Origin of the sequence: Streptomyces sp. TRM68367 (assembly GCF_014495685.1) — a bacterium.
GTDB lineage: Bacteria > Actinomycetota > Actinomycetes > Streptomycetales > Streptomycetaceae > Streptomyces.
Genome location: NZ_JACTVI010000006.1, coordinates 110184 through 134194, shown reverse-complemented (window position 1 = coordinate 134194; position 24011 = coordinate 110184). Strand labels below are relative to the sequence as shown.

The window sequence follows — 24011 nt, the reverse complement described above, 5'->3', positions numbered from 1 at the left end:
ACCCAAAGGTGTGGCCGGGCTAGGGTCAGCTCCATGATTGATCACGCGCATGACCTGGCGTCTGTACGTGACGCTACCGAGCGGCTGCTCCTCGCGGTCGGCAAACTGGACAACGCGTCCGTGACCGAGCCGTCACGGCTTCCCGGCTGGAGCCGCGGCCACGTCCTGGCCCACATCGCCCGCAACGCGGACGCCCTCGTGAACGTCCTCCAGGGGCGACCCATGTACGTCTCCGCCGAGGTCCGGGACGCCGATATAGAGCGCGACGCCACGCGCCCCCTGGACGTCCACCTCGCCGACCTGCGCGAGAGCACGGCGCGCTTCCAGGAGGCGGGAGCCGCACCGGCGGACTGGTCGCGCACGGTGGAGCTGCGCAACGGCGTGACCGACTCGGCGGCGCGGGTGCCGTTCCGGCGGTGGGCCGAGGTGGAGCTGCACCACGTGGATCTGGGGATCGGGTACGAGCTGGAGGACCTGCCCGAGGAGTTCACCCAGCGCGAGATCGACTTCCTCGCCGACCGGTTCCGGGGCCATCCCGACGTACCCGCCGTGGTCATCGAGGAGGACGACGGCCACCAGATCCCCACGGGCCGCCAGGACGGCGAGCCCCGCACCGTCAGCGGCCGCAACGCCGACCTGCTCGGCTGGCTCGCGGGCCGCCGCGACGGATCCGGGCTGACCGTGACGGGCGGCGCGCTTCCGGGCCTGCCGCCGCTGTAGCGCCCGAGAGGCCCCGGGAGAGCCTGGACGGGCCCTGGCTCCCCCGCTATAGGCTGCGGCCATGACGTACAGCGGACAGGTGACGGTCGGCGGCCCTGCCGACGTACACGAGCTCAAGGACCTGATGATCAGCAAGATCGCGGTCGGTCCGATGAACAACAACGCCTATCTGCTGCGCTGCCGGGCCACGGACGAGCAGCTGCTGATCGACGCCGCCAACGACGCGGGCGTGCTGCTCGGGATGATCGGTGACGACGGCATCGCGTCCGTCGTCACCACGCACCGGCACGGGGACCACTGGCAGGCGCTCGCCGAGGTCGTGGCGGCCACCGGCGCCCGCACGTACGCGGGCCGGCACGACGCCGAGGGGATCCCCGTGCCGACCGACGCCCTGGTCGACGACGGCGACACCATCCGGGTGGGGCGCGTGGAACTCACCGCGCGCCATCTGGTCGGGCACACACCGGGCTCGATCGTCCTCGTCTACGACGACCCGCACGGGCATCCCCATGTGTTCACGGGCGACTGCCTCTTCCCCGGCGGCGTGGGCAACACGCGCAAGGACCCGAAGGCGTTCGCGAGTCTGATCCACGACGTCGAGACCAAGATCTTCGACGTGCTCCCGGACGAGACGTGGGTGTACCCGGGCCACGGCGACGACACGACGCTGGGCGCGGAGCGCCCGCAGCTGCCGGAGTGGCACGCGCGCGGGTGGTGACCGCCAGAGCGCAGGGAGTGGTGAACCTCAGCGTTGACACGCGCGGGGTGGTGAACTCCGGGGGGCGCGCCCCGCGTTCGCGCCCCGTGTGAACACTTCGCACATGCTGACGCCGTGTGCGCGCTCCCGACCTTCGTGGTTGCGCAGTCAACTGGAAGGAGCCCCGCACAGGATGACGGCTCCTGGGCGGCAATGGGCCGCTGCTCGACGGGTCACCGCCGCCCTCGACCCGGAGCTGGTCGGGGAAGTCCTCACCGTCGTCCGGGACTTGAAGGACGAGGGCATGACCATGGTGCTGGCCACGCACGAGATGGGCTTCGCCCGTGACGTCGCCGACCAGGTGTGCTTCCTGGACGGGGGCGTGGTGCTGGAGCGCGGCAGCGCCGAGCAGGTCTTCGGCGATCCGCAGCAGGAGCGCACGCAGCGGTTCCTGCGGCGGATCGTGGAGGCGGGACGGCTGTAGGCCGGAGGCTACGCATCGGTCTGCCCTGCCCCCGCCAGCGCCGCGACCCGCTCCACGCCGAACACGTATCCCTGCACCCCGCACCCCCCGATGACCCCGTCGGCCCGCAGCGACACGTAGGAGTGGTGCCGGAACGACTCGCGCTGGTGGATGTTGGAGATGTGGACCTCGATCACCGGCAGCCCGTCACAGGTGTTGAGCGCGTCCAGGATGGCGACGGAGGTGTGCGAGTAGGCGCCGGGGTTGATGACGATCCCGCAGTGGTTCAGCCGCGCCTCGTGAATCCAGTCCACCAACTCGCCCTCGTGGTTGGACTGGCGGAAGTCCACCGTGCCGCCGTGCGCGGCCGCCGCCTTGGCGCACATCGCCTCGACGTCGGCGAGGGTGTCGGAGCCGTAGATCTCCGGCTGGCGCTGGCCGAGCAGGTTCAGGTTGGGGCCGTTGAGGATCATGATCGGGGCGTTGGCCAGGGTGCGGGGCACGGTTCCTCCGGTCCGGTCGGGGCGAGGCGGGGCGGGGCGGGGCGGGTCGGGGCGGGGCGGGGCGGGGCGACGGTGTGGCATCGCTGCTCATCCCCGGTTTATCACGGCCGAGGGCCGCACCTGGGGCGGCTGTCTGGAGATCTTCGGGTGGCTGCTGATGGCCGACCGCGAGATCGCGCACGATCTGTCGGAGTACGGCGGCGGCGTGCTGTTCCTGGAGACCTCGGAGGAGTTGCCGAGCGCCGCCGAAGTCTTCCGCACCCTGCGGAACATGGGCGAGCGCGGGCTGCTCGGACGCTTCTCCGCGCTCCTGATGGGCCGCCCGAAGACCTGGTCCTTCGAGCACCCCCACAGCCCCGAGGAGGCCGCACGGTACGCCGCCGAGCAGCGTGAGGCCGTCACGCCGCGATGCGGACGTACGCGCCCGACGCCGTCACCGTCTTCGACGTGGACTTCGGACACACGGACCCCCAACTGGTCATCCCCTACGGGGGCGTCGTGCGCGTCGACGGCCCTGCGCGGCGCATCACCGTCACGTACTGACCTGCGCCCAGCGCCTCCGTGCGCCCCGTAACCGCCGGTCACCGTGGGTAGTTGTGGCGGCATGCGCGTTGTACGGACCCGTAAGGGCACCCTCCATGCTGCGCCTCACGACCGCCTCGCTCGCGGGGACGGCCATCGAGTTCTACGGCTTCTTCGTCTACGGGACAGCGGGGGCGGTGGTCCTGGGACCGCTGTTCTTCCCGACGTTCTCGCCGGTGACGGGGACGCTGGCCGCCTTCGGCACGTTCGGCGTGGGATTCGTCGCGCGCCCGCTGGGGTCGGTGCTGTTCGGGCACATCGGGGACCGGCGGGGGCGGCGGCCGGTCCTCGTCGGCTCGCTGCTGCTGACCGGCGGCGCGACGGTCGCCGTGGGCTGTGTGCCGACGTACGACACGATCGGTGTCGCCGCTCCCGTGCTGCTCCTGGTGCTGCGCTTCCTGCAGGGGCTGGGGCTCGGCGGAGAGTGGGGCGGAGCCGTGCTGCTGACCGCGGAGCACGCCCCCCGCCGAGCGGCGCGCGCTGTGGTCGAGCTTCCCGCAGGTCGGGCGGGCGCTCGGCTTCCTGCTCGCCAACGGGGTGGTGCTGGGGCTCTCGGCGACGCTGTCGGAGGCGCAGTTCGGGCAGTGGGGGTGGCGGGTGCCGTTCTGGGCGGCGGGCGTGCTGGCCGTGGTCGGACTGTGGCTGCGGTCGTCGCTCGCCGAGAGTCCCCGGTTCCTGGAAATCGACGACCACGCGCGCGTGCCGTTCGCCGAGGTCGTGCGCGACCACTGGCGGCTGGTACTGCTGACCGGCGGCGCCCTCGCCGTCGGGTACGCGGTCTTCTATGCCGTGACGACCTGGTCCCTGGCGTACGCGACGGAACGGCTCGGGGTGAGCCGGAGCGTCATGCTGACCTGCATCATGGCCGCGGTACTGGTGAAGGGCGCGCTCACGCCGGCGGCGGCGCTGCTCGGCGACCGGTACGGGCGACGGCCGCTGTGCCTGGCCGGGTGCGCGGCGGCCGCATTGTGTGCCCTGAGGTGTGGCGGCGTATCTGACGGGGGTCGCGCTGTTCAGCCTGGCGTGCTTCGCGCTGCTCCCGGAGACCCGTCCGGTGCGGGCGGTGGCGGCGGAGCCGGCGGCGGGGTGACGGGGCGGCCCGGGTGACGGTGGGCGACCACCTCGGCGTGGTGCACGCCAGCCGGCACGGACCCGGCGAGGACCGGCTTCCAGCGCGACCACACGAGTGATCACTCAGCGGTCGTCGCAGATGCGAACGGGCCCTGCACGCCGTCGTGCAGGGCCCGTTCTCGGGGGATGGTCAGACGTCGATGCTGTCCTTCGGGGCGTCTTCGCCGCGCGCCTGTGCGGCCTCGGCGGCCGCCTGCTTGCGGGAGGCCAGCAGGCTGGTGATCGTGGTGACGATCAGGACGGAGCAGATCACGCCGAGCGAGACCGGGATGCTGATCTCGGGGACGTGGACGCCGGACTCGTGCAGCGCGTGCAGCACCAGCTTGACGCCGATGAAGCCGAGGATGATCGACAGGCCGTAGCTGAGGTGCACCAGCTTCTTCAGCAGGCCGCCGATGAGGAAGTACAGCTGCCTGAGGCCCATCAGCGCGAAGGCGTTGGCCGTGAAGACGATGTACGGGTCCTGGGTCAGGCCGAAGATCGCGGGGATCGAGTCGACCGCAAAGAGCACGTCCGTCATACCGATCGCGAGCATCACGACCAGCATCGGCGTCATGACGCGCTTGCCGTTCTGCTCGATCCACAGCTTGGTGCCGTGGTAGCGGTCGGCCACACCGAAGCGCCTCTCGGCGGCCTTGAGCAGCTTGTTCTCCTCCCAGTCCTCCTCGGGCTCGTCGGCCCTGGCCTCCTGGATCAGCTTCCAGGCGGTGTAGATCAAGAAGGCGCCGAAGACGTAGAAGATCCAGAAGAAGCTGGAGATCATCGCGGCACCCGCGGCGATGAAGATCGCGCGGAGCACGAGGGCTACCAGGACACCGATGAGCAGTACACGCTGCTGGTACTGCGAGGGCACCGCGAACTTCGCCATGATCAGGACGAAGACGAAGAGGTTGTCGACGCTCAGCGACTTCTCGGTGATGAAGCCCGCGAAGAACTCGCCGGCGGGCTGGCCGCCGCCGAAGACAAGCAGTCCGAGTCCGAAGAGAAAGGCCAGGACGATCCAGACGACCGTCCAGATCCCGGCTTCCTTGATCGATACGTCGTGCGGCTTGCGGCCGATGAAGAAGTCGACCGCGATCAGGGCGGCGAGCCCCACGATGGTCAGGACCCACAGGTTCACAGAAACATCCACTGCGCCTCCGGCAGTTCGTTAGACGGCAAACGTCAGCGACTTCGCTGCCGGAGGTCTCTTCCACCCGTGACGGGCCGACGCCCCGGGATCTGGCCTGATCCGTATTGACGGGTACGCCGCAGCAGACAGGGAGTACTCCCCTCCGTGCTCGACACCGTACCCCAATTACCAAGAACAGGTAAAGCACTTGGCAAAAGAACGGCCAAATCCCCTGGTCGGCGGATTTTACATGTACTTGAAGCGAGCGGTCGCGACCTGCTGGAGCACCTGCTGGAGCACCTCGCTGCCGGGCGGCACGAGCGAGGGCTCGTATGTCCAGGCGTGCCCGACCCACGGGTCGGCGAGGTGGTCGTCGGCCACCGGGGTCAGTCGCAGTAGCGAACGCCACAGCGGGTCGAGCAAAGGCCCGTAGCCCGCGGACTCCGCACGGTCGGCGACCATCATCAGGTGGACGCCGACGGCCGGGCCCTCGTCCGCGAGGTAGCGCAGCTGGTTCACGGCCCGGTCGTCGAAGCCGTGCGGGAAGTCGTTGACGATCAGCAGCTGCTGCGAGGTGTCGAAGCCGGGCGGGAGCGAGTCGGCCGCGCCGCCGCGCACCGCCATCTGCACCAGGTCGACCCGCTCGGTCAGCCGGGCCAGTACGTCCGCCACCCCCGCGGCACCGAGGGCGGGCGGGGCCGCGAGCACCCCGGTCTGCACCAGCGGTGCGAGCGGCTGGGCACCCGAAGCGGCCGGGTCGATGACGTGCACGGTGAACTCGCCCGCCGGGTGGACCGCGAGCAACCGGGCCGCGTGCGCCACCGCCACCTCTATCGCCGGCCGCCCCAGGTCGTGGGAGTCGGCGAACGATCCGTCGACCGATCCCATGCGCCCGCTGTCGATCCACAGGCCGCGCTCCAACGGCAGCCGGGCCAGCAGCGGAATGCGCACCTGGGCCGCCTCGGGCAGATGGAGGTCGCCCAGCCGCAGGGCCATGGGTATCTCCACCGGCACCCGGTAGCCGTGCCAGACGGGGCTGTCCCAGCCGGCGTACGCGGGCGGCAGCGCGGGCTCGACGACCTCGGCCTCGGCGGTGAGCTGGGTGAGGTCCCGGTCGAAGGCCTCCCTGGCCTGGTCGACGAGCTGGGCGTGCCTGGCGCGGGCCGCCTCGCGGGCCGCGTCGCCCTGCCCGCCGATCCGGCTACGCGGGCCGGAAAGGACCTGCTCCAGCTCCTTGTCCATGCGCGACTCGGCGAAGTCGACGGCGCTGCGGTAGGCGGCCGTGGTGCGGGCCAGGTCCTCGAACATGCCCCACACCTGGTTGTAGAGCCGCTCGTCCATGGACCAGCCGGTCGCATCGCCCGCGACGGGCCGCGCGGACTGCCCGGGCTCGGCCGGGGGTGCGGCCGGCGGAGACGGTGGCGGGGCGGCGTTGCGCCGCGCCGGGTGGCTGTAGTCGATCGGGCCGCCGGGGGCCGGCGGCTGAGTGACGGACAAGGCATCCGCCCCGTCCTGGTGGTTCGGCGGCGCGGAATGCGCGGGCTGTTGGGCGCCGTGCGGCCCATACGGGGACGCCGGCAGCGGTGCGGGCTGCTCGGGTGTCTGGCCGCCGGGCATGCCCTGAGGTCCGTACATCGGCGTCGGCGGTACGGGGCCGGTCGTGCCCTGGGGTGCGGTGCCGCCCTGGTCCGGGCCGAGCGCGGGGGCGGCCGCCTGGCGGGTGCGCTCGCCGTCCGCCGTGCGCGGCGGGGGTGCCTGTACCGAGCGGGACAGGCCCCGGGCCACCGCGTCGTTGATGCTGCCCGCGAGCTGGTGGGCCTCGGGCAGGCCCTGGTCGGTGAGGAGTTCGGCGAGGCCGCCGGCGTAGCCCTGGCCGACGGCGCGCACCTTCCAGGCGCCCTGCCTGCGGTAGAGCTCCAGGGCGACGACGGCCGACTCGGCGTCCAGGCCGGTGATGGTGTATCTGGCGATCTCGGCGCCGTCAAGGTCGGTGACGGCGACGAAGGGGGCGGCGACGGCGCCGAAGCGGACCGGGCCGGCGCCGGCGGGCAGGGCGAGCAGCACGTTGACGCGGTGCACTGCCTCCGGCATGGCGCCCAGGTCCACCGCGAGGCGATGGTCGGCGGCCGCCTGCCGGGAGACCTCCAGGCCCTGCAGGGTGGGGGTGCCGGGGTGGGCCACCCACTCGACGCCGTGGACCTTGCCGTCCGCGTCGCTGAGCGTGGCTCCGGCCACGATCGGCGTGCCGGCTGAGATCCGGATCTCCAGACGGATCTGGGAGAGCGGGTGATTCTGCCCCCGCATCAGCTCGGCCGTCATCGCCTTCGCCCCCCCTGTCGCGTGTCCTGCGTGTCCTGCGCCGGTCACCGGCCCGCCCCGACCGGTCTCCCCTGTGGAGGAACGGCGTCTGTTGGAAGACGTCTCTCAGAGAAGCGGCAGGATCGTCGGCATCAGGTCCTGGAAGGTGCGGCCGTTGGCCGGGGAGCCGAGGGCCGTCATCGTCCAGCCCGGGCCCGAGCGGTGCACCTTCGCCATGATCTGGGCCGTGTAGGACCCGCCGCCGGCCAGCGTGTAGCGGGCCAGCTCCTGGCCGTTGGTCTCGTCGACCAGGCGGCAGAACGCGTCCTGCACCTCCTGGAAGGTCTGGCCCGTGAAGGAGTTCACGGTGAACACGATCTGGTCGATGTGGACCGGGATGCGCTGCAGGTCCACGAGGATCGCCTCGTCGTCGCCGCCCTGGCCGACACCGCCGACGAGGTTGTCACCGGTGTGGCGCACGCTGCCGTCGTCGCTCACCAGGTGGCGGAAGAAGACGACGTCGACCGGCTGCTTCTCCGCGAAGAGGACGGCGGAGGCGTCGAGGTCGATCTCCCGTGTGCGCGAGCCGAACAGGCCGCGCCGGGGAGCCGCCTGCCAGCCGAGACCCATGCGCACCGCGGTCAGGCTGCCACCGTCGTTCTTCTGCAGACTGATGGCCTGACCCTTGGTCATGTTGACGGTCACGCGCTGATTCCCCTCTCGGACGTCCCCTGTTGCCGCGAAGCCGCGGTTGACCAGAACCCTACGCAGGGGCGCTGACAGTGGCCCATCCGGCTCCTGACTTTGTGTCGGTCTTGCAACACTGCGCGCACGCGGCCGGGCCCGGGGCCCTGCGGGGCGCCGGTCCGCCGTCGTGGACCGGCGCAGGGCGGGTCACTCAGGCCAGTCCCGCCTCCTGCATCTGTCGCAGTTCCTTCTTCATCTCGGACACCTCGTCGCGCAGCCGGGCCGCGATCTCGAACTGGAGGTCCGCGGCGGCGGCCCGCATGCGCGCGGTGAGCTCCTCGATCTGCTCGGCCAGCTCGGCCGCCGGGCGGTCGGTCGGCACCGTCTCCTTGGCCTTGCCCTTGGCGGACTTGGTGCCCAGGGCCGCCTTGCCGAGGGAGGGCACGGGAGCCTTGGTGCCCCCGCCGTCCTTCTTCGCCTTGCGGTAGCCGGAGCCGAGCAGCTGCTCGGTGTCGATGTCCTCGCGGGCGATCTGCGCGACGATGTCGTTGATCTTCTTGCGGAGCGGCTGCGGGTCGAGGCCCCGCTCCTTGTTGTACGCGATCTGCTTCTCCCGGCGGCGGTTGGTCTCCTCGATGGCCTTCTCCATCGCCGGGGTGATCTTGTCGGCGTACATGTGGACCTGGCCGGAGACGTTGCGCGCCGCGCGGCCGATGGTCTGGATCAGGGACGTGCCGGAGCGCAGGAAGCCCTCCTTGTCCGCGTCGAGGATCGCCACGAGGGACACCTCGGGCAGGTCGAGGCCCTCACGCAGGAGGTTGATGCCGACCAGCACGTCGAACTCGCCGGAGCGCAGCTCGCGCAGCAGCTCGACGCGGCGCAGGGTGTCGACGTCGCTGTGCAGATAGCGCACCTGGATGCCCAGCTCCAGGAAGTAGTCGGTGAGGTCCTCGGCCATCTTCTTGGTGAGCGTGGTGACCAGAACGCGCTCGTCCTTCTCGGTGCGCTGGCGGATCTCGTGCACCAGGTCGTCGATCTGGCCCTCGGTCGACTTGACCACGACCTCCGGGTCGACGAGGCCGGTGGGGCGGATGATCTGCTCCACGACGCCGTCCCCGCGCGAGAGCTCGTACTTGCCCGGAGTCGCCGACAGGAAGACGGTCTGCCCGATGCGCTCCTGGAACTCCTCCCACTTCAGGGGCCGGTTGTCGAGGGCGGAGGGGAGCCGGAAGCCGTGGTCGACGAGGGTGCGCTTGCGGGAGGCGTCGCCCTCGTACATGGCGCCGATCTGCGGGACGGTGACGTGCGACTCGTCGATGACGAGCAGGAAGTCGTCCGGGAAGTAGTCCAGCAGGGTGTTGGGCGGGGAGCCGGGCAGGCGGCCGTCGAAGTGCATCGAGTAGTTCTCGACGCCGGAGCAGGAGCCGATCTGGCGGAGCATCTCGATGTCGTACGTCGTGCGCATCCGCAGGCGCTGGGCCTCCAACAGCTTGCCCTGCTTCTCCAGCTCGGCCAGCCGCTCCCCCAGTTCCTTCTCGATGTCGTTGACGGCCCGCTCCATGCGCTCGGGTCCGGCGACGTAGTGGGAGGCGGGGAAGACGTACAGTTGCTGGTCGTCGCTGATGATCTCGCCGGTGAGCGGATGGAGGGTGGACAGCGCCTCGATCTCGTCGCCGAACATCTCGATTCGGACGGCGAGCTCCTCGTAGACCGGGAAGATCTCGATGGTGTCGCCGCGGACCCGGAAGGTGCCGCGGGTGAAGGCCATGTCGTTGCGCGTGTACTGAATGTCCACGAAGCGGCGCAGCAGCTCGTCCCGGTCGACCTCGTCGCCGACCCTGAGGGGGACCATGCGGTCCACGTACTCCTGTGGCGTGCCCAGGCCGTAGATGCAGGAGACCGAGGCGACCACGACGACGTCGCGGCGGGTGAGCAGTGAGTTGGTCGCGGAGTGCCGCAGGCGCTCCACCTCCTCGTTGATCGAGGAGTCCTTCTCGATGTAGGTGTCCGACTGCGGGACGTAGGCCTCGGGCTGGTAGTAGTCGTAGTACGAGACGAAGTACTCGACGGCGTTGTTCGGCAGCAGCTCCCGGAACTCGTTCGCCAGCTGGGCGGCCAGAGTCTTGTTCGGCGCCATCACGAGCGTGGGGCGTTGGAGCTTCTCGATCATCCACGCGGTGGTGGCGGACTTGCCGGTTCCGGTCGCGCCGAGCAGGACGACGTCCTTCTCGCCGGCTTCGATGCGCCGGGCGAGCTCGGCGATGGCCTGCGGCTGGTCGCCGCTGGGCTGATAGGGGCTGACGACCTCGAAGGGCGCCACCGTGCGTTCGATCTGAGAAACGGGCCGCATGGGTTCCACCGTACGACCACCCACTGACAACGGGCGCGGATCAGCGGTTCTGCGGGGTGCGGGAGCCGCGGTGCCCGACCGGGCGGCGGGGGCGCAGCCGCATGCGGTTCGGCGAGGAGTGGTGGACGGCGGTGTGGGCGGGGATGCCTGGCTTGTGCTCGGCGGGCAGCACGGCGGGCCGCCCCATGACCATCAGCGGGTCGAACAGCACCACGACGCCCGCGAGGAGGAGGAAGGCGAGCGGGCCGATCAGCATCGGCGCGAGCAGGGCGGCGGGCGAGTCCGCCTCGGAGGAGCCGGCCGGGGTGTGGAGATGGACACTGAGGGCGGCCATGCCGGTGTAGTGCATGCCGCTGACGGCGAGCCCCATGACGAGGCTCGCGCCGACGCTCCACATCAGCCCTCGGACCTGTCCGGCGGCCCACAGGGCGGCGGTGGCGGCGACCATGGCGATGAGGACGGACGCGGCGACGGTGAGCGTGTTGTACTCCAGCTTTCCGTCGAGGCGCATGCTGGCCATGCCCAGGTAGTGCATCGAGGCGATCCCCAGGCCGGTGATGGTGCCCCCGGTGAACAGGGCCGCTCCTCGCGCGCCCCGGTAGCCGACGATGAAGATCCCGACGCCCACCATGACGATGGCGACGGCCAGGCTCGCGAAGGTCATCGCCGTGTCGTAGTGGATCGGCGTCCCCTTGACCGTGAAGCCCATCATCGCGATGAAGTGCATGGTCCATATGCCGGAGCCGATGGCGGCCGAGCCGAGGGCCAGCCAGCCAGGACGCCAGGAATGCGCGACGAGCATGGATCTGGTGGTGCAGCGCAGGCCCAGGGCACCGCCCAGGCAGGCCATGAGATAGGCCACCAGCGGTGTGACCAGGCCGTAGCTGAATCCGTCGACCGTGCCCTGCATGCGCGGTTGCCCTTCCGCCCTGTTGCGTCCCGGAAATCCTGATGTGCGCCCCCTCCCAGGCCGCACTGCGGTCAGGGCTGACGCAGAGAGTATGACTCCCACCGGAATGGTCGAACGATTTTCCGGGAAAGAAACACGCCCCTGCCCCAGTTGTGCGGCACCAGTGAGCGGAGTTGGGACAACCCCATTCAATCTGTGGCCATCCTGCACCCCCCTGCTGTTGACCCTCTGCTGTCAGAGTTGATCCGTCCGTGACTGTCCGATCGCTCGACGCGAGGAGTACGCATGCACGCGCGCGCTGCAGCCGCCACGACAACCGCGCTCCTGGGGACCGCCACCCTCCTGCTCGCCACCCTCCCCGCCCGGGCCGACGCCGGGGAGCCGCCCACGGTCATCGCCCACCGGGGCGCCTCCGCGTACGCGCCCGAGAACACCCTGGCGGCCGTCGACAAGGCGGCCGAGCTGGGCATTCGCTGGGTGGAGAACGACGTTCAGCGCACCGAGGACGGCGAGCTCGTCGTCCTGCACGACGACAGCCTGCAGCGCACGACCGACGTCGAGGAGGTCTTCCCCGACCGGGCGCCGTGGAAGGTGCGGGACTTCACAGCCGCCGAGATCGCCCGGCTCGACGCCGGGAGCTGGTTCGACCCGGCGTTCGCGGGCGCGCGCGTGCCGACGCTGGAGCAGTATGTGCGCCGCGTGAAGCACCACCACCAGAAGCTGCTGCTGGAGATCAAGAACCCCCAGCTGTACCCGGGCATCGAGCGGCAGACGCTGAAGGTCCTCAGTAACGAGGGCTGGCTGGACCGGCGGCATATGGCAAATCGCTTGATCGTGCAGAGCTTCAGTGTGGACAGTGTGAAGGCGGTCCACGATCTGAAGCCCGCGGTGAAGACCGGCTTCCTCGGGACGCCGCCCACTTCGGAGCTGCCCGCGTACGCGACCTTCGCCGATCAGATCAACCCGTCGTACGGCTCTCTGTCCGCGGGGTACGTGAACGCCGTGCAGGCGTTCACGGGGCCGCACGGCCGGCCGCTGGAGGTCTTCACCTGGACCGTCGACACCGCGGACACCGCCCGGCGCGTCGCCGGGTACGGGGTCGACGGGATCATCACCAACAAGCCGGATGTGGTGCGGGAGGCGCTGGACGAGAGCTGAGCCGCCGGGGAGCGGGGCGAGGGCCGGCGTCCGCTCCCCGGGCGTTGTCAGTGGCGGATCGTACGGTGGGCGCATGGACAGCCATGGGCAGTACGAGCAGCGGGTCGTGTGGGCCGTCGTGGACAGCGGCATCGGTCCGCTGCTGCTGGCCGCGACCCGCGAGGGCCTGGTCAACGTCGTGTTCCACGCCACGGACCCGGTGCGCGAGCGGGCGCTGGACCGGCTCGCCTCCCGGCTCGGCACCGAGCCCGTCGAGGAGCCCGGCTGCCCGCTGCTGGCCGAGGCGATACGCCAGGTGGAGGAGTACTTCGCGGGTGTGCGCCACGACTTCGACGTGCCGCTGGACTGGTCGCTGATCTCGGGCTTCAACCGCGAGGTGCTGCGCGAGCTGGCCGCCGGTGTGCCGTACGGCACGGTCGTCGGCTACGGGGATCTCGCCGGTCGGGTCGGCCAGCCGGGCGGCGCGCAGGCCGTGGGGGCGGCGATGGGCGCCAATCCGCTGCCGGTCGTGGTGCCGTGCCACCGGGTCGTGGAGAGCGACGGCGGCATCGGGGGTTTCGGGGGCGGGCTGGAGACCAAGCGGAAGCTGCTCGCCCTGGAGGGGGTGCTGCCCGAGCCGCTGTTCTGAGCGCGGTCCCGCGCGCGGAAAGTGGCCGGAAAGCGCCGGCGGTAGCAGACTCCGCCATGCGCACAGCCGCTGGCATCCGAGGGGCTCCGACCGTACGGAGCCGAAGGGACGGCGATCACGCATGAGCGGAAACAGGGCGGTCGCGTATCTCAAGCCGGGCGCGGTGGAGGTCAGGATCATCGACCACCCGACGCTCGGACTCCAGGGCGGGCCGGGGGTCGCTCCGGACAACGTCGGCCGCGAGTGCCGGGTGATCCTCAAGGCAAGGGGCGCAAGACCGGCATCTGTCTGAACGTCAACCCCGCCCCGCCTCAAGGCCCGGGGGCCCGGCCCGGGCCCCCGGGAGGCGCCCGCGCCGGTCAGTCCGTCCAGGCACCAGCCGCAAGTACGTCCTCAACCCGCATGGTGCGCTGGACTTCGTACAGCCGGTCTGACGGCCGCACACCTGACGTCCACGAGAAAGGGAGGATGCCACGCGCGCGTGGCACCCTGTGCGCTGGACGCGTCTAGTCGTAGTGCCGCGCCTCGAACACGTTGCCGTCCGGGTCGCGGAAGTAGAAGCTGCGCTTGGCCGGGCCGCGGGCGCCGAAGGAGTCGCGCGAGACGTCCGAGACGGGGACGGTCTGGTTCTCCAGGCGGGCGCGGAGCGTGTCGAAGCCGTCCGACGGCAACGAGAGGCAGACGTGGTTGACGGGGTGGCCGGAGCTGTCGGCGGCCCCGGGGACCATCGTCATGCGTTCCGCCATGGCCAGCGGCATCAGGTCGAAGATGGTCTCCTCGTTGAGACGCACGGAGGGAAAAGGCACGGTTCCCGCGGCGAAGTCGGTGAGCCTGACCGGCTCCATCCCGGCCGCCTTCTCGTAGAAGGCGGCCGACGCGATCGGGTCGCGCACCCAGAGAACGACGTGGTCGAGACGTGTCGAGTTGTCCGTCATACAGGCCAGGCTCGTGTCCGCCCCCACAGGCCGCAAGGGTTTGACGCGGCGCGCCGCCCGCCAGAGATGAGGAAAGAGCGACAGGCAGGAGGCAGGCACGTGGTGCTGGTGGTGTCCGAAGAGGTGCGAGAGGCGCTCGACGCACGGCGCCCCGTGGTGGCCCTGGAGTCCACGATCATCGCGCACGGGCTGCCGCGGCCGCGCAACCTGCAGGTGGCGCTGGAGCTGGAGGCGGCGGTACGGCAGCAGGGGGCCGTACCGGCCACGATCGCCGTGCTGGACGGGCGGCCCTGTGTCGGTCTGGACAAGCAGCAGCTGGAGCGGGTTGCCAACGAGGACGGGATCCGCAAGCTTGGCCACCGTGACCTGCCGCTCGCGGTGGCGTCCGGGGCGAGCGGGGCGACCACGGTGTCGGCGACCGCGCTGCTGGCGACGCTGGCGGGCGTGCGGGTGTTCGCCACCGGCGGGCTCGGCGGGGTGCACCGGCAGTGGACGGTGACCCAGGACGAGTCGGCCGACTTGGGCCTGCTGGCGCGGACGCGGATCACGGTCGTGTGCGCGGGCGTGAAGTCGATCCTCGACGTGCCGGCGACACTCCAGCGACTGGAGACGTTGGGAGTGGCGGTGTCCGGATACGGCACGGACCGCTTCCCGGGCTTCTACCTGTCCGACTCGGGCCATCCGGTGGACTGGACGCTGGACACGCCGGAGCAGGTGGCGGACGTCATGCGGGCGCAGGACGCGCTCGACGGACCGGAGTCGGCGCTGATCGTCGCCAACCCCGTCCCCGAGGACGAGCAGCTGGATCCCGGCCTGCACGCGCGCGTGCTCGCCGACGCGCTGCACGCGTGCGAGGAGGAGGGCATCACCGGCCAGGCGGTCACCCCGTTCCTGCTCGACTACCTGGTACGGCACACCGAGGGCGCGTCCCTGAACGCCAACCTGGCGGCGGTACGGGGCAACGTACGTCTGGCGGCACGCATCGCGGCGGCCTGGGCCGGGGCGTGAAGGGGGCCGGGGCGGGAGAGCCGGGAGATACGGGCCCGGACAGTGCAGGAGACGGAGGCGGGCCGGGGCGCTCGCGCGACGGTGCGATGGCCGAAGGCGAACCGAGCCATCCACGCGATGGTGCGAGACCCAAGGGCGAACCCAGCCATCAGCGACACGATACAGCGGCCGTAGGCGGACGTGGGCGCTTGCGCAGCGGTGCGTTGCTGGTCGTCGGGGACGTGGTCACCGACGTGGTCGCGCGGTACCGGGGGCCGCTTGCCGTCGGTACGGACACGGCCGCCTCGGTGCGGAGGGTGCCGGGTGGTGCGGGGGCGAACGTAGCCTGCTGGGCCGCCCGTCGGGGTGGGGCCGAGGCGCGGTTGCTGGGGCGGGTGGGTGCGGATGCGGCGGCGTGGCACGAGCGGGCGCTGGCCGCGTGCGGGGTGCGGCCCTGCCTCGTCGTCGATGAGCAGGCGCCGACAGGGACGGTGATCTGTCTCGTCGACACGGGTGCGTCGGCGGAGCGGACGTTCCTCACCGACAGCGGCGCGACCTTGCGGCTCGAACCCGCCGACTGGTCTGACGCGCTGCTCGACTGTGTCGCCCGGCTGCACCTCTCGGGCTATCTCCTGTTCTCGGAGCCGAGCCGTGCGCTGGCCGCCGTGGCCCTGAAGGCGGCACGCGCGCGTGGGGTGCCGGTGAGCTTGGATCCGGCGTCGGCCGGCTTCCTCGTGGAGCTGGGCGTCGACCGTTTCCTGGAGCTGGTCGACGGCGTGGACGTGCTGCTGCCCAGCCGGGACGAGGCGTGCCTGCTGACGGGATTGCCGGACGTGGCGGCCGCGGCGGCCGAGCTGAGCCGGCGGATCCCGCTCGTCGTCGCCAAGCAGGGCGCGGACGGTGCGCTCGTGGCCCGCTGCGGCACCGTACGCGCCCGCGTCCCGGCCGTCCCGGCGACGCCCCGCGACACCACGGGCGCCGGTGACGCCTTCACCGGCGCGTTCCTCGCCGCCCTCCTCAAGGGCGCCACGCCCGAGGACGCGGCGGCGCAGGGATGCCGGGCGGGCGCGCTGGCGGTGCGGCGACTGGGCGGACGACCCCCGTCAGAGGAGTGGACATCGGCGGAGGGCTGGGGGTCGGCACAAGAGTGAGCGTGGGCGGAGGCACGGCATCCGCCGACGCCCCGTCACCTCACTGCCCGGCCTGCGCCTTGCGCCCCCACGCCGAGATCATCGGGGCCGTGGCCAGGTCCATCGTGCCGGAGGCGACGTTGGCGAGGTGGCGGTCGACGTCCTCGTCGGTGGCGAGTCCCGCGGTGACGAGCCGGTCGCGGATCTGACGGATCGTGGCGGCCTCCAGGGCGGCGCAGGCAGGACCGGTGACAGGGAAGTACGCGTTGGCCTCGACGCGGCTCAGCCCGGCCTCCCGCAGCAGCCGCGGGAGCTTGCGGCCGTAGGCCAGATCGGCTCCCCGGTCGGCGAGCAACTGGCGGAAGCCGTGCCGGATCCGGTTCGCCAGCTGCTGCTCGGGGCCGTACTCGTCGGGGCAGACAAGCGGCTGCAGCGCGGGGTCGGCGTCCTCGACCAGGAGCCGGCCGCCGGGACGCAGGGCCCCGACCATCGACCGCAACGCCCGTTCGCGGTCCGGCACATGGACGAGGACGAGCCGGGCGTGCACCAGGTCGAACCCCTCCCCCGGCGCCTCCTGCACCCCCACGTCGTGGACGCGCACCTCGACCGGCGGGCGGGCGGCCGGGACGAGCCGCGAGGTGTCGATGTCCGTCGCGACGACCCGTCCGGTCGGGCCGACCCTCTTGGCCATCCAGGAGACGACGGAGGTGCCGCCGGCGCCGACCTCCCAGCAGCGCCAGCCGGGCCCGATGCCGAGCCCTTCGAGATGCCGGAACGTCGTGGGGTCGAAGAGGGCGGCGAAGGCGGCGAAGCGCTCTGCCGCCTCGGTCTGCCGGTTGTCGAGGAGATAGCCGTCGGTTCGCGTCATGCCGTGATCATCCCAGTTACCCGGCATGTCCGGAACGGTCGACGCTCCGGCACCGGGAGCCCTCAGGCCCCCGTCCACAGCCGGGAACAAAGCGGAATCTTCCGTTTCCACAGGCTTACCCGCAGCTCACACTGACCTGGCAGACTGGCGCGCCAAGGCGCAGGAAGGCGGCGCGAGGAGATCCACCGCAAGGAGATCCAGATGACCATGGCAGGGAATCTGCGGAAGGTGACGGGCCTCGGCAGGGTCGGCGGCCTCCGCAGAGTGGCCCGGCTGACCCGGCGGCGCCCGCGCGTCGACCTGAGTCACCCGGCCCGGTCCCCGCTGGGCTCGTCGGTGGTGAACTGCGTGACGTACCGGGACGGCGTCCGGACTCCCGCGGACGGCGATCTGGTCGACGCCGTGGAGCGGGTGCGCAAGAAGGGCGAGGGGTTCGTCTGGCTCGGTCTGCACGAGCCGACAGATCAGGAGTTCGCCGGCATCGCCGAGCTGTTCGACCTGCATCCGCTGGCGGTCGAGGACGCGATCGAGGCCCATCAGCGCCCCAAGCTGGAGCGGTACGACGAGACACTGTTCGCGGTGTTCAAGACGGTCTGCTATGTCGAGCACGAGGAGCTGACCGCCACGAGCGAGGTGGTGAACACCGGCGAGATCATGGTGTTCGTCGGCCAGGACTTCGTGATCACGGTGCGGCACGGGCGGCACGGCTCGCTCGGTCCGCTGCGCGAGGGGCTGGAGTCCGACCCGAAGCAGCTCGCCAAGGGGCCCTCCGCGGTGCTGCACGCGATCGCGGACCACGTGGTCGACGACTACCTGACCGTCATCGACTCGGTGCATGAGGACATCGACCAGACCGAGACGAACGTGTTCGCGGAGGACGGCGCCCGCGTCGACCCGGGTCACATCTACCAGCTCAAGCGCGAACTGCTGGAGCTGAAGCGGGCGGTGGTGCCACTCGGCCGCCCGCTGGAGGAGCTGGCCACCCGGCCGATCCGGGCGGTCGACCCGGAGATACAGGCCTACTTCCGGGACGTCGCCGACCACCTGCTGCGGGCCACGGAGCAGATAGCCGCCTTCGACGAACTGCTCAACTCCATCCTGCAGGCGCACCTCGCGCAGGTGACGGTGGCGCAGAACGAGGACATGCGGAAGATCACGGCATGGGCCGCGATGATCGCCGTGCCGACGATGGTGTGCGGCGTGTACGGCATGAACTTCGACCACATGCCCGAGCTGCACTGGCGCTACGGCTACGGCATGGTGATGGTCGTGATATCCGTTGCGTGCCTGACGCTGTACCGGAGCTTCCGGCGCAACGGCTGGCTGTGAACCGCCCGTTGGCCGACACCGGCGGACCTCGCGGGTCCGGCGGTGCCGGCGGGGCGGCCGGTTGTCAGCGGGTCGGGGTCGGGGCGTAGACGTTCTCGGCCCAGGTGTGGATCTGATCGCCCGTCAGGTGGTGAGCGAGGTCGGCCTCGCTGATCATGCCGACCAGGCGCTTGTTCTCGATGACGGGCAGCCGGCGGATCTGGTGATCCTGCATCTCCCGGAGCACGTCGCGGATGTCGGCGTCGGCGTCGATCCAGCGCGGGGTGCCCTGGGCCATGTCGCCCGCGGTGACCTTGGACGGGTCGTGTCCCACGGCCACGCAGCCGACGACGATGTCGCGGTCGGTGAGGATGCCGCAGAGCCGCTCGTTCTGGTCGCTGATGGGCAGGGCGCCGACGTTCAGCTCGCGCATCAGCTGGGCGGCGCGGTCCAGGGTTTCGTGGGCGGGGATCCACTGGGCGCCACGGTGCATGATGTCTCCGGCGGTGGTCATGAAGTACCTCCCGGTGCCGGACGGCCGGCGCGGCGCGGGACGCACCGCTGGTACCGGCGCCCTTCATTCTCGCCGCGGGGCCCGGCCCACGCACGCGGAACCGACCGGTGATGACAGCGCGGAAGTGCGGGCGCACACTGTGCCGCCCCGGGTGCGGTTCAGCCGTTCCAGGCCGGGCGGCGGGGGTCGTCGGTACGTACCAGGACGTCGGCCGTGCCGGCCGGGTCGGTCTCGTCCTCGTAGCGGGCGAAGGCGGGCAGGGTCCAGTGCTCGGCCTCGGGAGTGCGGCGGCGCAGGGCGCCCGGGGAGAGCAGGAGGTGGACGCTCAGGTCGAAGGGGAACCAGTGCCGCAGGAGGAATGGGCCGTGCAGGAGGAGCAGGCCGCCGGGCGGGAGCGGGACGTAGGGGCTGCGGGTGGCGCGGTCGGTGACCGGGTCCCACAGGTCGGGCAGGACACGGCCCCCTCCGCCGGGTTCGAGGGGGCCGAACACCTCGCGCCACAGGGCGCCGGTGTCGTACCAGCCGTTGTAGAAGGACTCCGCATCCCGGCCGAACTCCAGGCGGAGCGAGGCGGGGCGCAGGAAGCCCTCGGTGCCGACGACGAGGGAAGGGCGGCCGTGCACGCGCAGGGCGGACGAGACGCGCTCGGCGAGGTCTCCGGGACGGGCGGCCGGGGCGCCGTCGAAGGCGATGCGCGTCCATGGGCTGCCGTCGGTCGGCTTCAGGTCGAGCAGGCGCTCGGCGAGCAGGTCGCCGAGCCGGTCCCAGGTGATCGCTTCGAGTCGCACACGGCCCATGATGCGTCAGGCGCCGTGCGGACGGTCCGGACGTGTGCGGCTCGCGTGCGCGGCGGGCGGCGAGCAGGTGTGGGAGGTGGGCCTCGGCAGCGGACGACCATGCCGGTCCACTTGTCGCCGATACGGAAGGGGACTGCCGCGCCGCGAAGTGCGGGCGGGACAAGAAGGTTGGGCATGGCCGGGATCGTCGTCTTCGGGGCTGGAGGGCGTGCGAGCCGTGGTGCGGGATCCGGGACGGTAACCGGACCTCGGCGCGGAGGGCGTCACCGTCGTACGCGGCGATGTCACCGACGTGGGGTCGGTCGCCGGGGCGGGGGCCGGGCGGGTGGCCGCGGTGCATGCCGTGTCGCCGTTCGGCGGGCCTGCGCAGGGCGTCGACACGTTGGATCCGGAGTTCTTCGTGCAGGCCGCGGACGCGCTGCTGGGCGGTCTGGCCGCCGCGGGGGGGGTACGGCGGCTGGTCGCGGTGGGCCTGTTCGCGAACCTGCTCGGGACGGACGGGCGGCCCGTGATGGATGATCCCGCGGAGTTTCCGCCGGAGATAGGGCAGTTCACGCGGGCGCACACGGCGGGTCTCGCGCGGCTGCGGGAGCGGGGGGCGGTGACAGCCCCGTCGACTGGGTGATGCTCACGCCGGGCGGGGGGGCTGGAGCAGGGTGCGCCGCACACCGGGCGGTACGGGTTCGGCGGCGAGAGGGGGCCGACCGGGCCGGACAGGCAGATGCGCCGGCAAGGGAATCAGGGGGCGTCGGTGGGAATGAACATCGTATGGCGTCGCTCGCACATCCCCGGTCGCGTACCGGACTTGTCGTCATCCAACCGTTGAAGCGGCGGCACTGTGCCGAGTGCCGTGGCGGGCCGCTGTCGCTGCTCGTCGTCGAGGACGGGGCGCCGCGCTGTCTCGACTGCGCCGACCTCGGGCATCTGGTGTTCCTGCCGCGCGGCGACACGGCGCTGACGCGCAGGTCGCGCGAGGAGAGCGTGTTGTCCGCGGTGGTGGTGCGGCTCAACCGGCGGCAGGCGCGGTACGAGCGGCAGGGCGTCCTGGTCGAGGAGGCGGCGCTCGCGCGGGCCGAGCAGCGGTGCCTGGCGGACGCCGAGGCGAGACGACGGCGCCGGGTGCGGGACGCGGCGCGGCGGGCGGCGGAGGATCTGCGGTTCGCGGGGGCGTTCGCGGCGGAGATACGGCGGCTGTTTCCCGGGTGCCCGGCGGAGCGGGCGCGGGCCATCGCCGCGCACGCGTCGGTGCGGGGCAGCGGGCGGATAGGCCGGACCGCGACCGGGCGGGCGCTGTCCGAGGGGGCGGTGACCTCGGCGGTCGCGGCGTCCGTACGGCATGTGGACACGCCGTACGACCGGTTGCTGATGAGCGGGGTGCCGCGGCGTGAGGCGCGGCGGCGGATCGCGGCGGGCGTGGAGGAGGTGTTGCGGGGGTGGAGAGTTGCCGGGGTGGAGGTCGGCTGAGGAGTGAGTGGGGTTGCGAAGGGTTCGGCACCGCCGGGCTGCGCGGTCGTGGGGTTACGCGCCGTTGTGGCGGAGATTTGGGACCGGCGAGTCAGGAACACCGGGCCGGAGGCGTGACCGGTACCGAGTTCGCGCAGGGACGAAAGCCGATGGGGCCGGGTTGCGTCGTCATGGTTGCGCGTCGGTCTCGCCGTCGCGGCAGAACGGAGGAGCCGACGAACGGTGAGCCGCCAAGGCGATGCGGCTGGGCCTGCCGGACTGGGCCGTGGCCGCTCGCGTATGGGTTCGCGGTGTTCTGTGATGGTCGCTGTGGTCCTGGGGGATTTCACTGGTGGTGACGGACGGTGCCGAGCGGCGCTCGGCTCGATGGGCGGGAGTGGACGCTGTCATGATCGATGGACCGTATTTCGTGCTGACGGTGCTGGGTGTGCTCGGGACGGGCCTGATGGCCGGAGTCTTCGGCGCCTTCTCGGTGTTCGTCATGCGCGGGCTCGCCGCGCTGCCGCCCGCGCAGGGCGTCGCCGCCATGAACGCGATCAACGCGAGTGCGCTGGCACCGGCATTCATGGTCCTGTTCCTGGGGACGACCGTGCTGTGCTCGGTGATCGCCGTGGTGACGTTCGTGCTGTGGCCGGACGGGGGGACGGCGGAGTTGCTGGTGGGCAGCGTGCTGTACCTGGTCGGGTCGTTCGGGCTCACCATGGTCGCGAACGTGCCGCGCAACGAGGCGCTGACGAGGCTGGGCCCGGGTACGCCGGAGGCAGCCGCGTACTGGCCGACGTACGTGCGTGAGTGGACGATGTGGAACCACGTCCGCATGATCGCCTCGGCCGGGGCGGCGCTGGCGTACCTGCTGGCCCTCACCTGAGCGGGGAACTGCCGGATCCTGCGCAGAAAGCGCTGTCCGGCACTCTGCGGACGCGGCCGCGGGGACGTATTGTTGCCGCAGGAGTGCCGCCCGACGACGCACGGCTTGTCACACGCGTACGCAAGGAAGACGGCCATGGCCGATCCCAAGGGATTCATGACCACGCCTCGCCAGGACTGGCCCCGCCGGCCGGTCGAGGAGCGGGTCCGGGACTGGAACGAGGTCTACGTCCCCGGGGCGCTGCTGCCCATCGTCAACCAGCAGGCCGACCGCTGCATGGACTGCGGAATCCCCTTCTGCCACGACGCCTGCCCGCTCGGCAACCTCATCCCCGAGTGGAACGACCTGGTCTCCCGCGACGACTGGCGGACGGCGGCCGACCGGCTGCACGCCACCAACAACTTCCCGGAGTTCACCGGCCGGTTGTGCCCGGCTCCGTGCGAGGCGGGTTGCGTGCTGGCGATCAACCAGCCGGCCGTCACCATCAAGAACGTCGAGTGCGCGATCGCCGACAAGGTGTGGGAGGAGGGCTTCGCGCCGCCGAGCCCGCCGGACCGGCTGTCCGGCAAGACGGTCGCGGTGATCGGCTCGGGACCCACCGGGCTGGCCGCGGCGCAGCAGCTGACCCGGGCCGGGCACACGGTCGCCGTGTACGAGAAGGACGACCGGATCGGCGGGCTGATGCGGTACGGCATCCCCGAGTTCAAGATGGAGAAGCATCACCTGGAGCGGCGGCTCGATCAGATGCGGGCCGAGGGGACCAAGTTCCGTACGTCCCTCGCGGTCGGGCGGGATGTCGACGCGGCGGAACTGCGGGCCCGCTACGACGCCGTGGTGATCGCGACCGGGGCGACGGCGTGGCGGGAGCTTCCCGTACCGGGGCGGGAGTTGGCGGGGATTCACCAGGCCATGGAGTATCTGCCGCTGGCCAACCGGGTGTGCGAGGGGGACCTGGAGGTGTCGCCGCTGTCCGCCGCCGGGAAGCACGTCGTGATCGTCGGCGGTGGTGACACGGGGGCGGACTGTCTGGGTACGGCGGTGCGGGAAGGGGCCGCGTCGGTGACCCAGCTGGACATCTACCCCCAGCCGGGTACGGAACGCGACGAGGACGTCGAGCCGTGGCCGACGTATCCGAAGATCTACCGGCTGTCGGCCGCGCACGAGGAGGCGCGCGATCTGCGGACGGCGCCGGAGGCGGAGGCGGACGCGGACGCGCGGCTGTTCGCGGCGTCGACGCTACGGTTCACCGGCGACGCGGACGGGCACGTGCGGTCGCTGCACCTGGTCGAGGTGGACGCCGGGCGCAGCCCGGTGCCGGGCACCGGGCGGGCGCTGCCCGCGGACCTTGTGCTGCTCGCGCTCGGTTTCTCCGGGCCCGACCGGGGTGACGGGCTCATCGACCAGCTGGGGCTGGAGCTGGAGCCGCGGGGCACGGTCGTGCGAGATGCCGGGTTTGCCACGAGTGTCTCCGGCGTGTTTGTCGCGGGGGATGCGGCTCGGGGGCAGTCGCTGATCGTGTGGGCGATCGCGGAGGGGCGGGCTGTGGCGGCGGCGGTCGACCGTTATCTGACGGGGAGTTCGCGGTTGCCGGCGCCGATATCGCCCTTTGACCGGCCGATGACCGTGTAGTGCGCTGCGGCCCGGCACCCGGCCGACCACGGTCAAGGCTGCCGCCTGGCAGGGCATCGCTCTCGACGGGAGTGCCCCACTCCGGCACCCGGACACGCCCCACCGCGACGGGCTCGGAGATGGCCTCGGCGCCGATTGATCCAGGTCCCGAAGCGACGGGTAACGGCCGCGCGGGCTCCTGCGCCCGGAGGAGCCGTGTCGCGCGGGGTCCGGTCCACGGACGAGGTGCCGGTCCTGCGGGTGGAAGAGCCGCCCGGGACGTCGTGGTGCCGA

General features: G+C 71.5%; 22 protein-coding genes and 3 pseudogenes. 15 read left to right on the top strand and 10 right to left on the bottom strand.

Annotation, left to right across the window (positions count from 1 at the left end):
• Positions 1 to 33 precede the first annotated feature (33 nt).
• From H8R17_RS06765 to H8R17_RS06755, 3 genes and pseudogenes are all read left to right on the top strand, one after another.
• Complete coding sequence (locus H8R17_RS06765) at positions 34 to 720, top strand: maleylpyruvate isomerase family mycothiol-dependent enzyme (RefSeq protein ID WP_187822211.1); 687 nt, start codon at positions 34 to 36, stop codon at positions 718 to 720.
• A gap of 61 nt (positions 721 to 781) precedes the next feature.
• Positions 782 to 1438: an MBL fold metallo-hydrolase gene (locus H8R17_RS06760; protein ID WP_187822210.1), complete on the top strand. Its 657-nt coding sequence runs from the start codon at positions 782 to 784 to the stop codon at positions 1436 to 1438.
• A gap of 211 nt (positions 1439 to 1649) precedes the next feature.
• A pseudogene (locus H8R17_RS06755) lies at positions 1650 to 1901 on the top strand (peptide ABC transporter ATP-binding protein); the annotation flags it as partial.
• 8 nt (positions 1902 to 1909) lie between these two features.
• Here the strand turns inward: H8R17_RS06755 and aroQ are convergent.
• Positions 1910 to 2383, bottom strand: coding sequence for a type II 3-dehydroquinate dehydratase (aroQ, locus tag H8R17_RS06750; RefSeq protein WP_187822209.1), 474 nt, complete (start codon positions 2381 to 2383; stop codon positions 1910 to 1912).
• A gap of 109 nt (positions 2384 to 2492) precedes the next feature.
• Between aroQ and H8R17_RS06745 the strand changes: the two are divergent.
• Together H8R17_RS06745 and H8R17_RS06740 are read left to right on the top strand one after the other, a co-directional pair.
• Positions 2493 to 2926: pseudogene (locus tag H8R17_RS06745) on the top strand (LD-carboxypeptidase); the annotation flags it as partial.
• Between the two features lie 95 nt (positions 2927 to 3021).
• Positions 3022 to 4055: pseudogene (locus H8R17_RS06740) on the top strand (MFS transporter).
• A gap of 171 nt (positions 4056 to 4226) precedes the next feature.
• Here the strand turns inward: H8R17_RS06740 and H8R17_RS06735 are convergent.
• From H8R17_RS06735 to H8R17_RS06715, 5 genes are all read right to left on the bottom strand, one after another.
• The gene (locus H8R17_RS06735) at positions 4227 to 5228 is read right to left on the bottom strand and encodes a TerC family protein (protein WP_187822208.1); all 1002 of its coding nucleotides are present in this window, start codon (positions 5226 to 5228) and stop codon (positions 4227 to 4229) included.
• A gap of 225 nt (positions 5229 to 5453) precedes the next feature.
• Complete coding sequence (locus tag H8R17_RS06730; protein WP_187822207.1) at positions 5454 to 7526, bottom strand: TerD family protein; 2073 nt, start codon at positions 7524 to 7526, stop codon at positions 5454 to 5456.
• 105 nt (positions 7527 to 7631) lie between these two features.
• Positions 7632 to 8210, bottom strand: coding sequence for a TerD family protein (locus tag H8R17_RS06725; RefSeq protein ID WP_187822206.1), 579 nt, complete (start codon positions 8208 to 8210; stop codon positions 7632 to 7634).
• Positions 8211 to 8403: 193 nt separating this feature from the next.
• Entirely contained in the window at positions 8404 to 10542 is a 2139-nt protein-coding gene (uvrB, locus tag H8R17_RS06720) for an excinuclease ABC subunit UvrB (protein WP_187822205.1), read from the bottom strand.
• Between the two features lie 40 nt (positions 10543 to 10582).
• Positions 10583 to 11452: an MHYT domain-containing protein gene (locus H8R17_RS06715; RefSeq protein ID WP_187822204.1), complete on the bottom strand. Its 870-nt coding sequence runs from the start codon at positions 11450 to 11452 to the stop codon at positions 10583 to 10585.
• 285 nt (positions 11453 to 11737) lie between these two features.
• On the opposite strand from H8R17_RS06715, the gene H8R17_RS06710 reads away from it, so the two are divergent.
• From H8R17_RS06710 to H8R17_RS06700, 3 genes are all read left to right on the top strand, one after another.
• Positions 11738 to 12610, top strand: a complete 873-nt coding sequence (locus tag H8R17_RS06710; RefSeq protein ID WP_187822203.1) for a glycerophosphodiester phosphodiesterase family protein — start codon at positions 11738 to 11740, stop codon at positions 12608 to 12610.
• 73 nt (positions 12611 to 12683) lie between these two features.
• Positions 12684 to 13238, top strand: a complete 555-nt coding sequence (locus H8R17_RS06705) for a methylated-DNA--[protein]-cysteine S-methyltransferase (RefSeq protein WP_187822202.1) — start codon at positions 12684 to 12686, stop codon at positions 13236 to 13238.
• 121 nt (positions 13239 to 13359) lie between these two features.
• Positions 13360 to 13530, top strand: a complete 171-nt coding sequence (locus H8R17_RS06700) for a hypothetical protein (protein WP_262505068.1) — start codon at positions 13360 to 13362, stop codon at positions 13528 to 13530.
• Positions 13531 to 13744: 214 nt separating this feature from the next.
• Here H8R17_RS06700 and H8R17_RS06695 read toward each other — a convergent pair whose 3' ends face one another.
• The gene (locus H8R17_RS06695) at positions 13745 to 14173 is read right to left on the bottom strand and encodes a VOC family protein (protein ID WP_187822201.1); all 429 of its coding nucleotides are present in this window, start codon (positions 14171 to 14173) and stop codon (positions 13745 to 13747) included.
• A 99-nt stretch (positions 14174 to 14272) separates the two neighbouring features.
• On the opposite strand from H8R17_RS06695, the gene H8R17_RS06690 reads away from it, so the two are divergent.
• Positions 14273 to 15181, top strand: a complete 909-nt coding sequence (locus H8R17_RS06690) for a pseudouridine-5'-phosphate glycosidase (protein ID WP_316959332.1) — start codon at positions 14273 to 14275, stop codon at positions 15179 to 15181.
• Between the two features lie 188 nt (positions 15182 to 15369).
• A complete protein-coding gene (locus tag H8R17_RS06685; RefSeq protein ID WP_262505067.1) occupies positions 15370 to 16311 on the top strand; it encodes a carbohydrate kinase family protein in 942 nt (313 codons plus the stop codon).
• A 40-nt stretch (positions 16312 to 16351) separates the two neighbouring features.
• On the opposite strand, the gene H8R17_RS06680 is transcribed toward H8R17_RS06685, so the two are convergent.
• Entirely contained in the window at positions 16352 to 17158 is an 807-nt protein-coding gene (locus H8R17_RS06680; protein ID WP_187822199.1) for a methyltransferase domain-containing protein, read from the bottom strand.
• A 201-nt stretch (positions 17159 to 17359) separates the two neighbouring features.
• Here H8R17_RS06680 and corA point away from each other — a divergent pair, with 201 nt between their 5' ends.
• A complete protein-coding gene (gene corA, locus H8R17_RS06675) occupies positions 17360 to 18487 on the top strand; it encodes a magnesium/cobalt transporter CorA (protein ID WP_187822198.1) in 1128 nt (375 codons plus the stop codon).
• A 64-nt stretch (positions 18488 to 18551) separates the two neighbouring features.
• On the opposite strand, the gene H8R17_RS06670 is transcribed toward corA, so the two are convergent.
• Together H8R17_RS06670 and H8R17_RS06665 are read right to left on the bottom strand one after the other, a co-directional pair.
• Positions 18552 to 18980 (bottom strand): CBS domain-containing protein, encoded by a 429-nt coding sequence (locus tag H8R17_RS06670; RefSeq protein ID WP_187822197.1) that lies wholly within the window; start codon positions 18978 to 18980, stop codon positions 18552 to 18554.
• Between the two features lie 158 nt (positions 18981 to 19138).
• Positions 19139 to 19777, bottom strand: a complete 639-nt coding sequence (locus H8R17_RS06665) for a uridine kinase (RefSeq protein WP_187822196.1) — start codon at positions 19775 to 19777, stop codon at positions 19139 to 19141.
• Positions 19778 to 20069: 292 nt separating this feature from the next.
• Between H8R17_RS06665 and H8R17_RS06660 the strand changes: the two genes are divergently transcribed.
• The 4 genes from H8R17_RS06660 (at position 20070) to H8R17_RS06645 (ending at position 23738) form a co-directional block, all read left to right on the top strand.
• Complete coding sequence (locus tag H8R17_RS06660; protein ID WP_187822195.1) at positions 20070 to 20402, top strand: hypothetical protein; 333 nt, start codon at positions 20070 to 20072, stop codon at positions 20400 to 20402.
• Positions 20403 to 20545: 143 nt separating this feature from the next.
• Positions 20546 to 21241: a DUF2293 domain-containing protein gene (locus tag H8R17_RS06655; protein ID WP_187822194.1), complete on the top strand. Its 696-nt coding sequence runs from the start codon at positions 20546 to 20548 to the stop codon at positions 21239 to 21241.
• A 388-nt stretch (positions 21242 to 21629) separates the two neighbouring features.
• Positions 21630 to 22109 (top strand): DUF1772 domain-containing protein, encoded by a 480-nt coding sequence (locus tag H8R17_RS06650; RefSeq protein ID WP_187822193.1) that lies wholly within the window; start codon positions 21630 to 21632, stop codon positions 22107 to 22109.
• A 135-nt stretch (positions 22110 to 22244) separates the two neighbouring features.
• Positions 22245 to 23738: a glutamate synthase subunit beta gene (locus H8R17_RS06645; RefSeq protein ID WP_187822192.1), complete on the top strand. Its 1494-nt coding sequence runs from the start codon at positions 22245 to 22247 to the stop codon at positions 23736 to 23738.
• Positions 23739 to 24011: the final 273 nt, after the last annotated feature.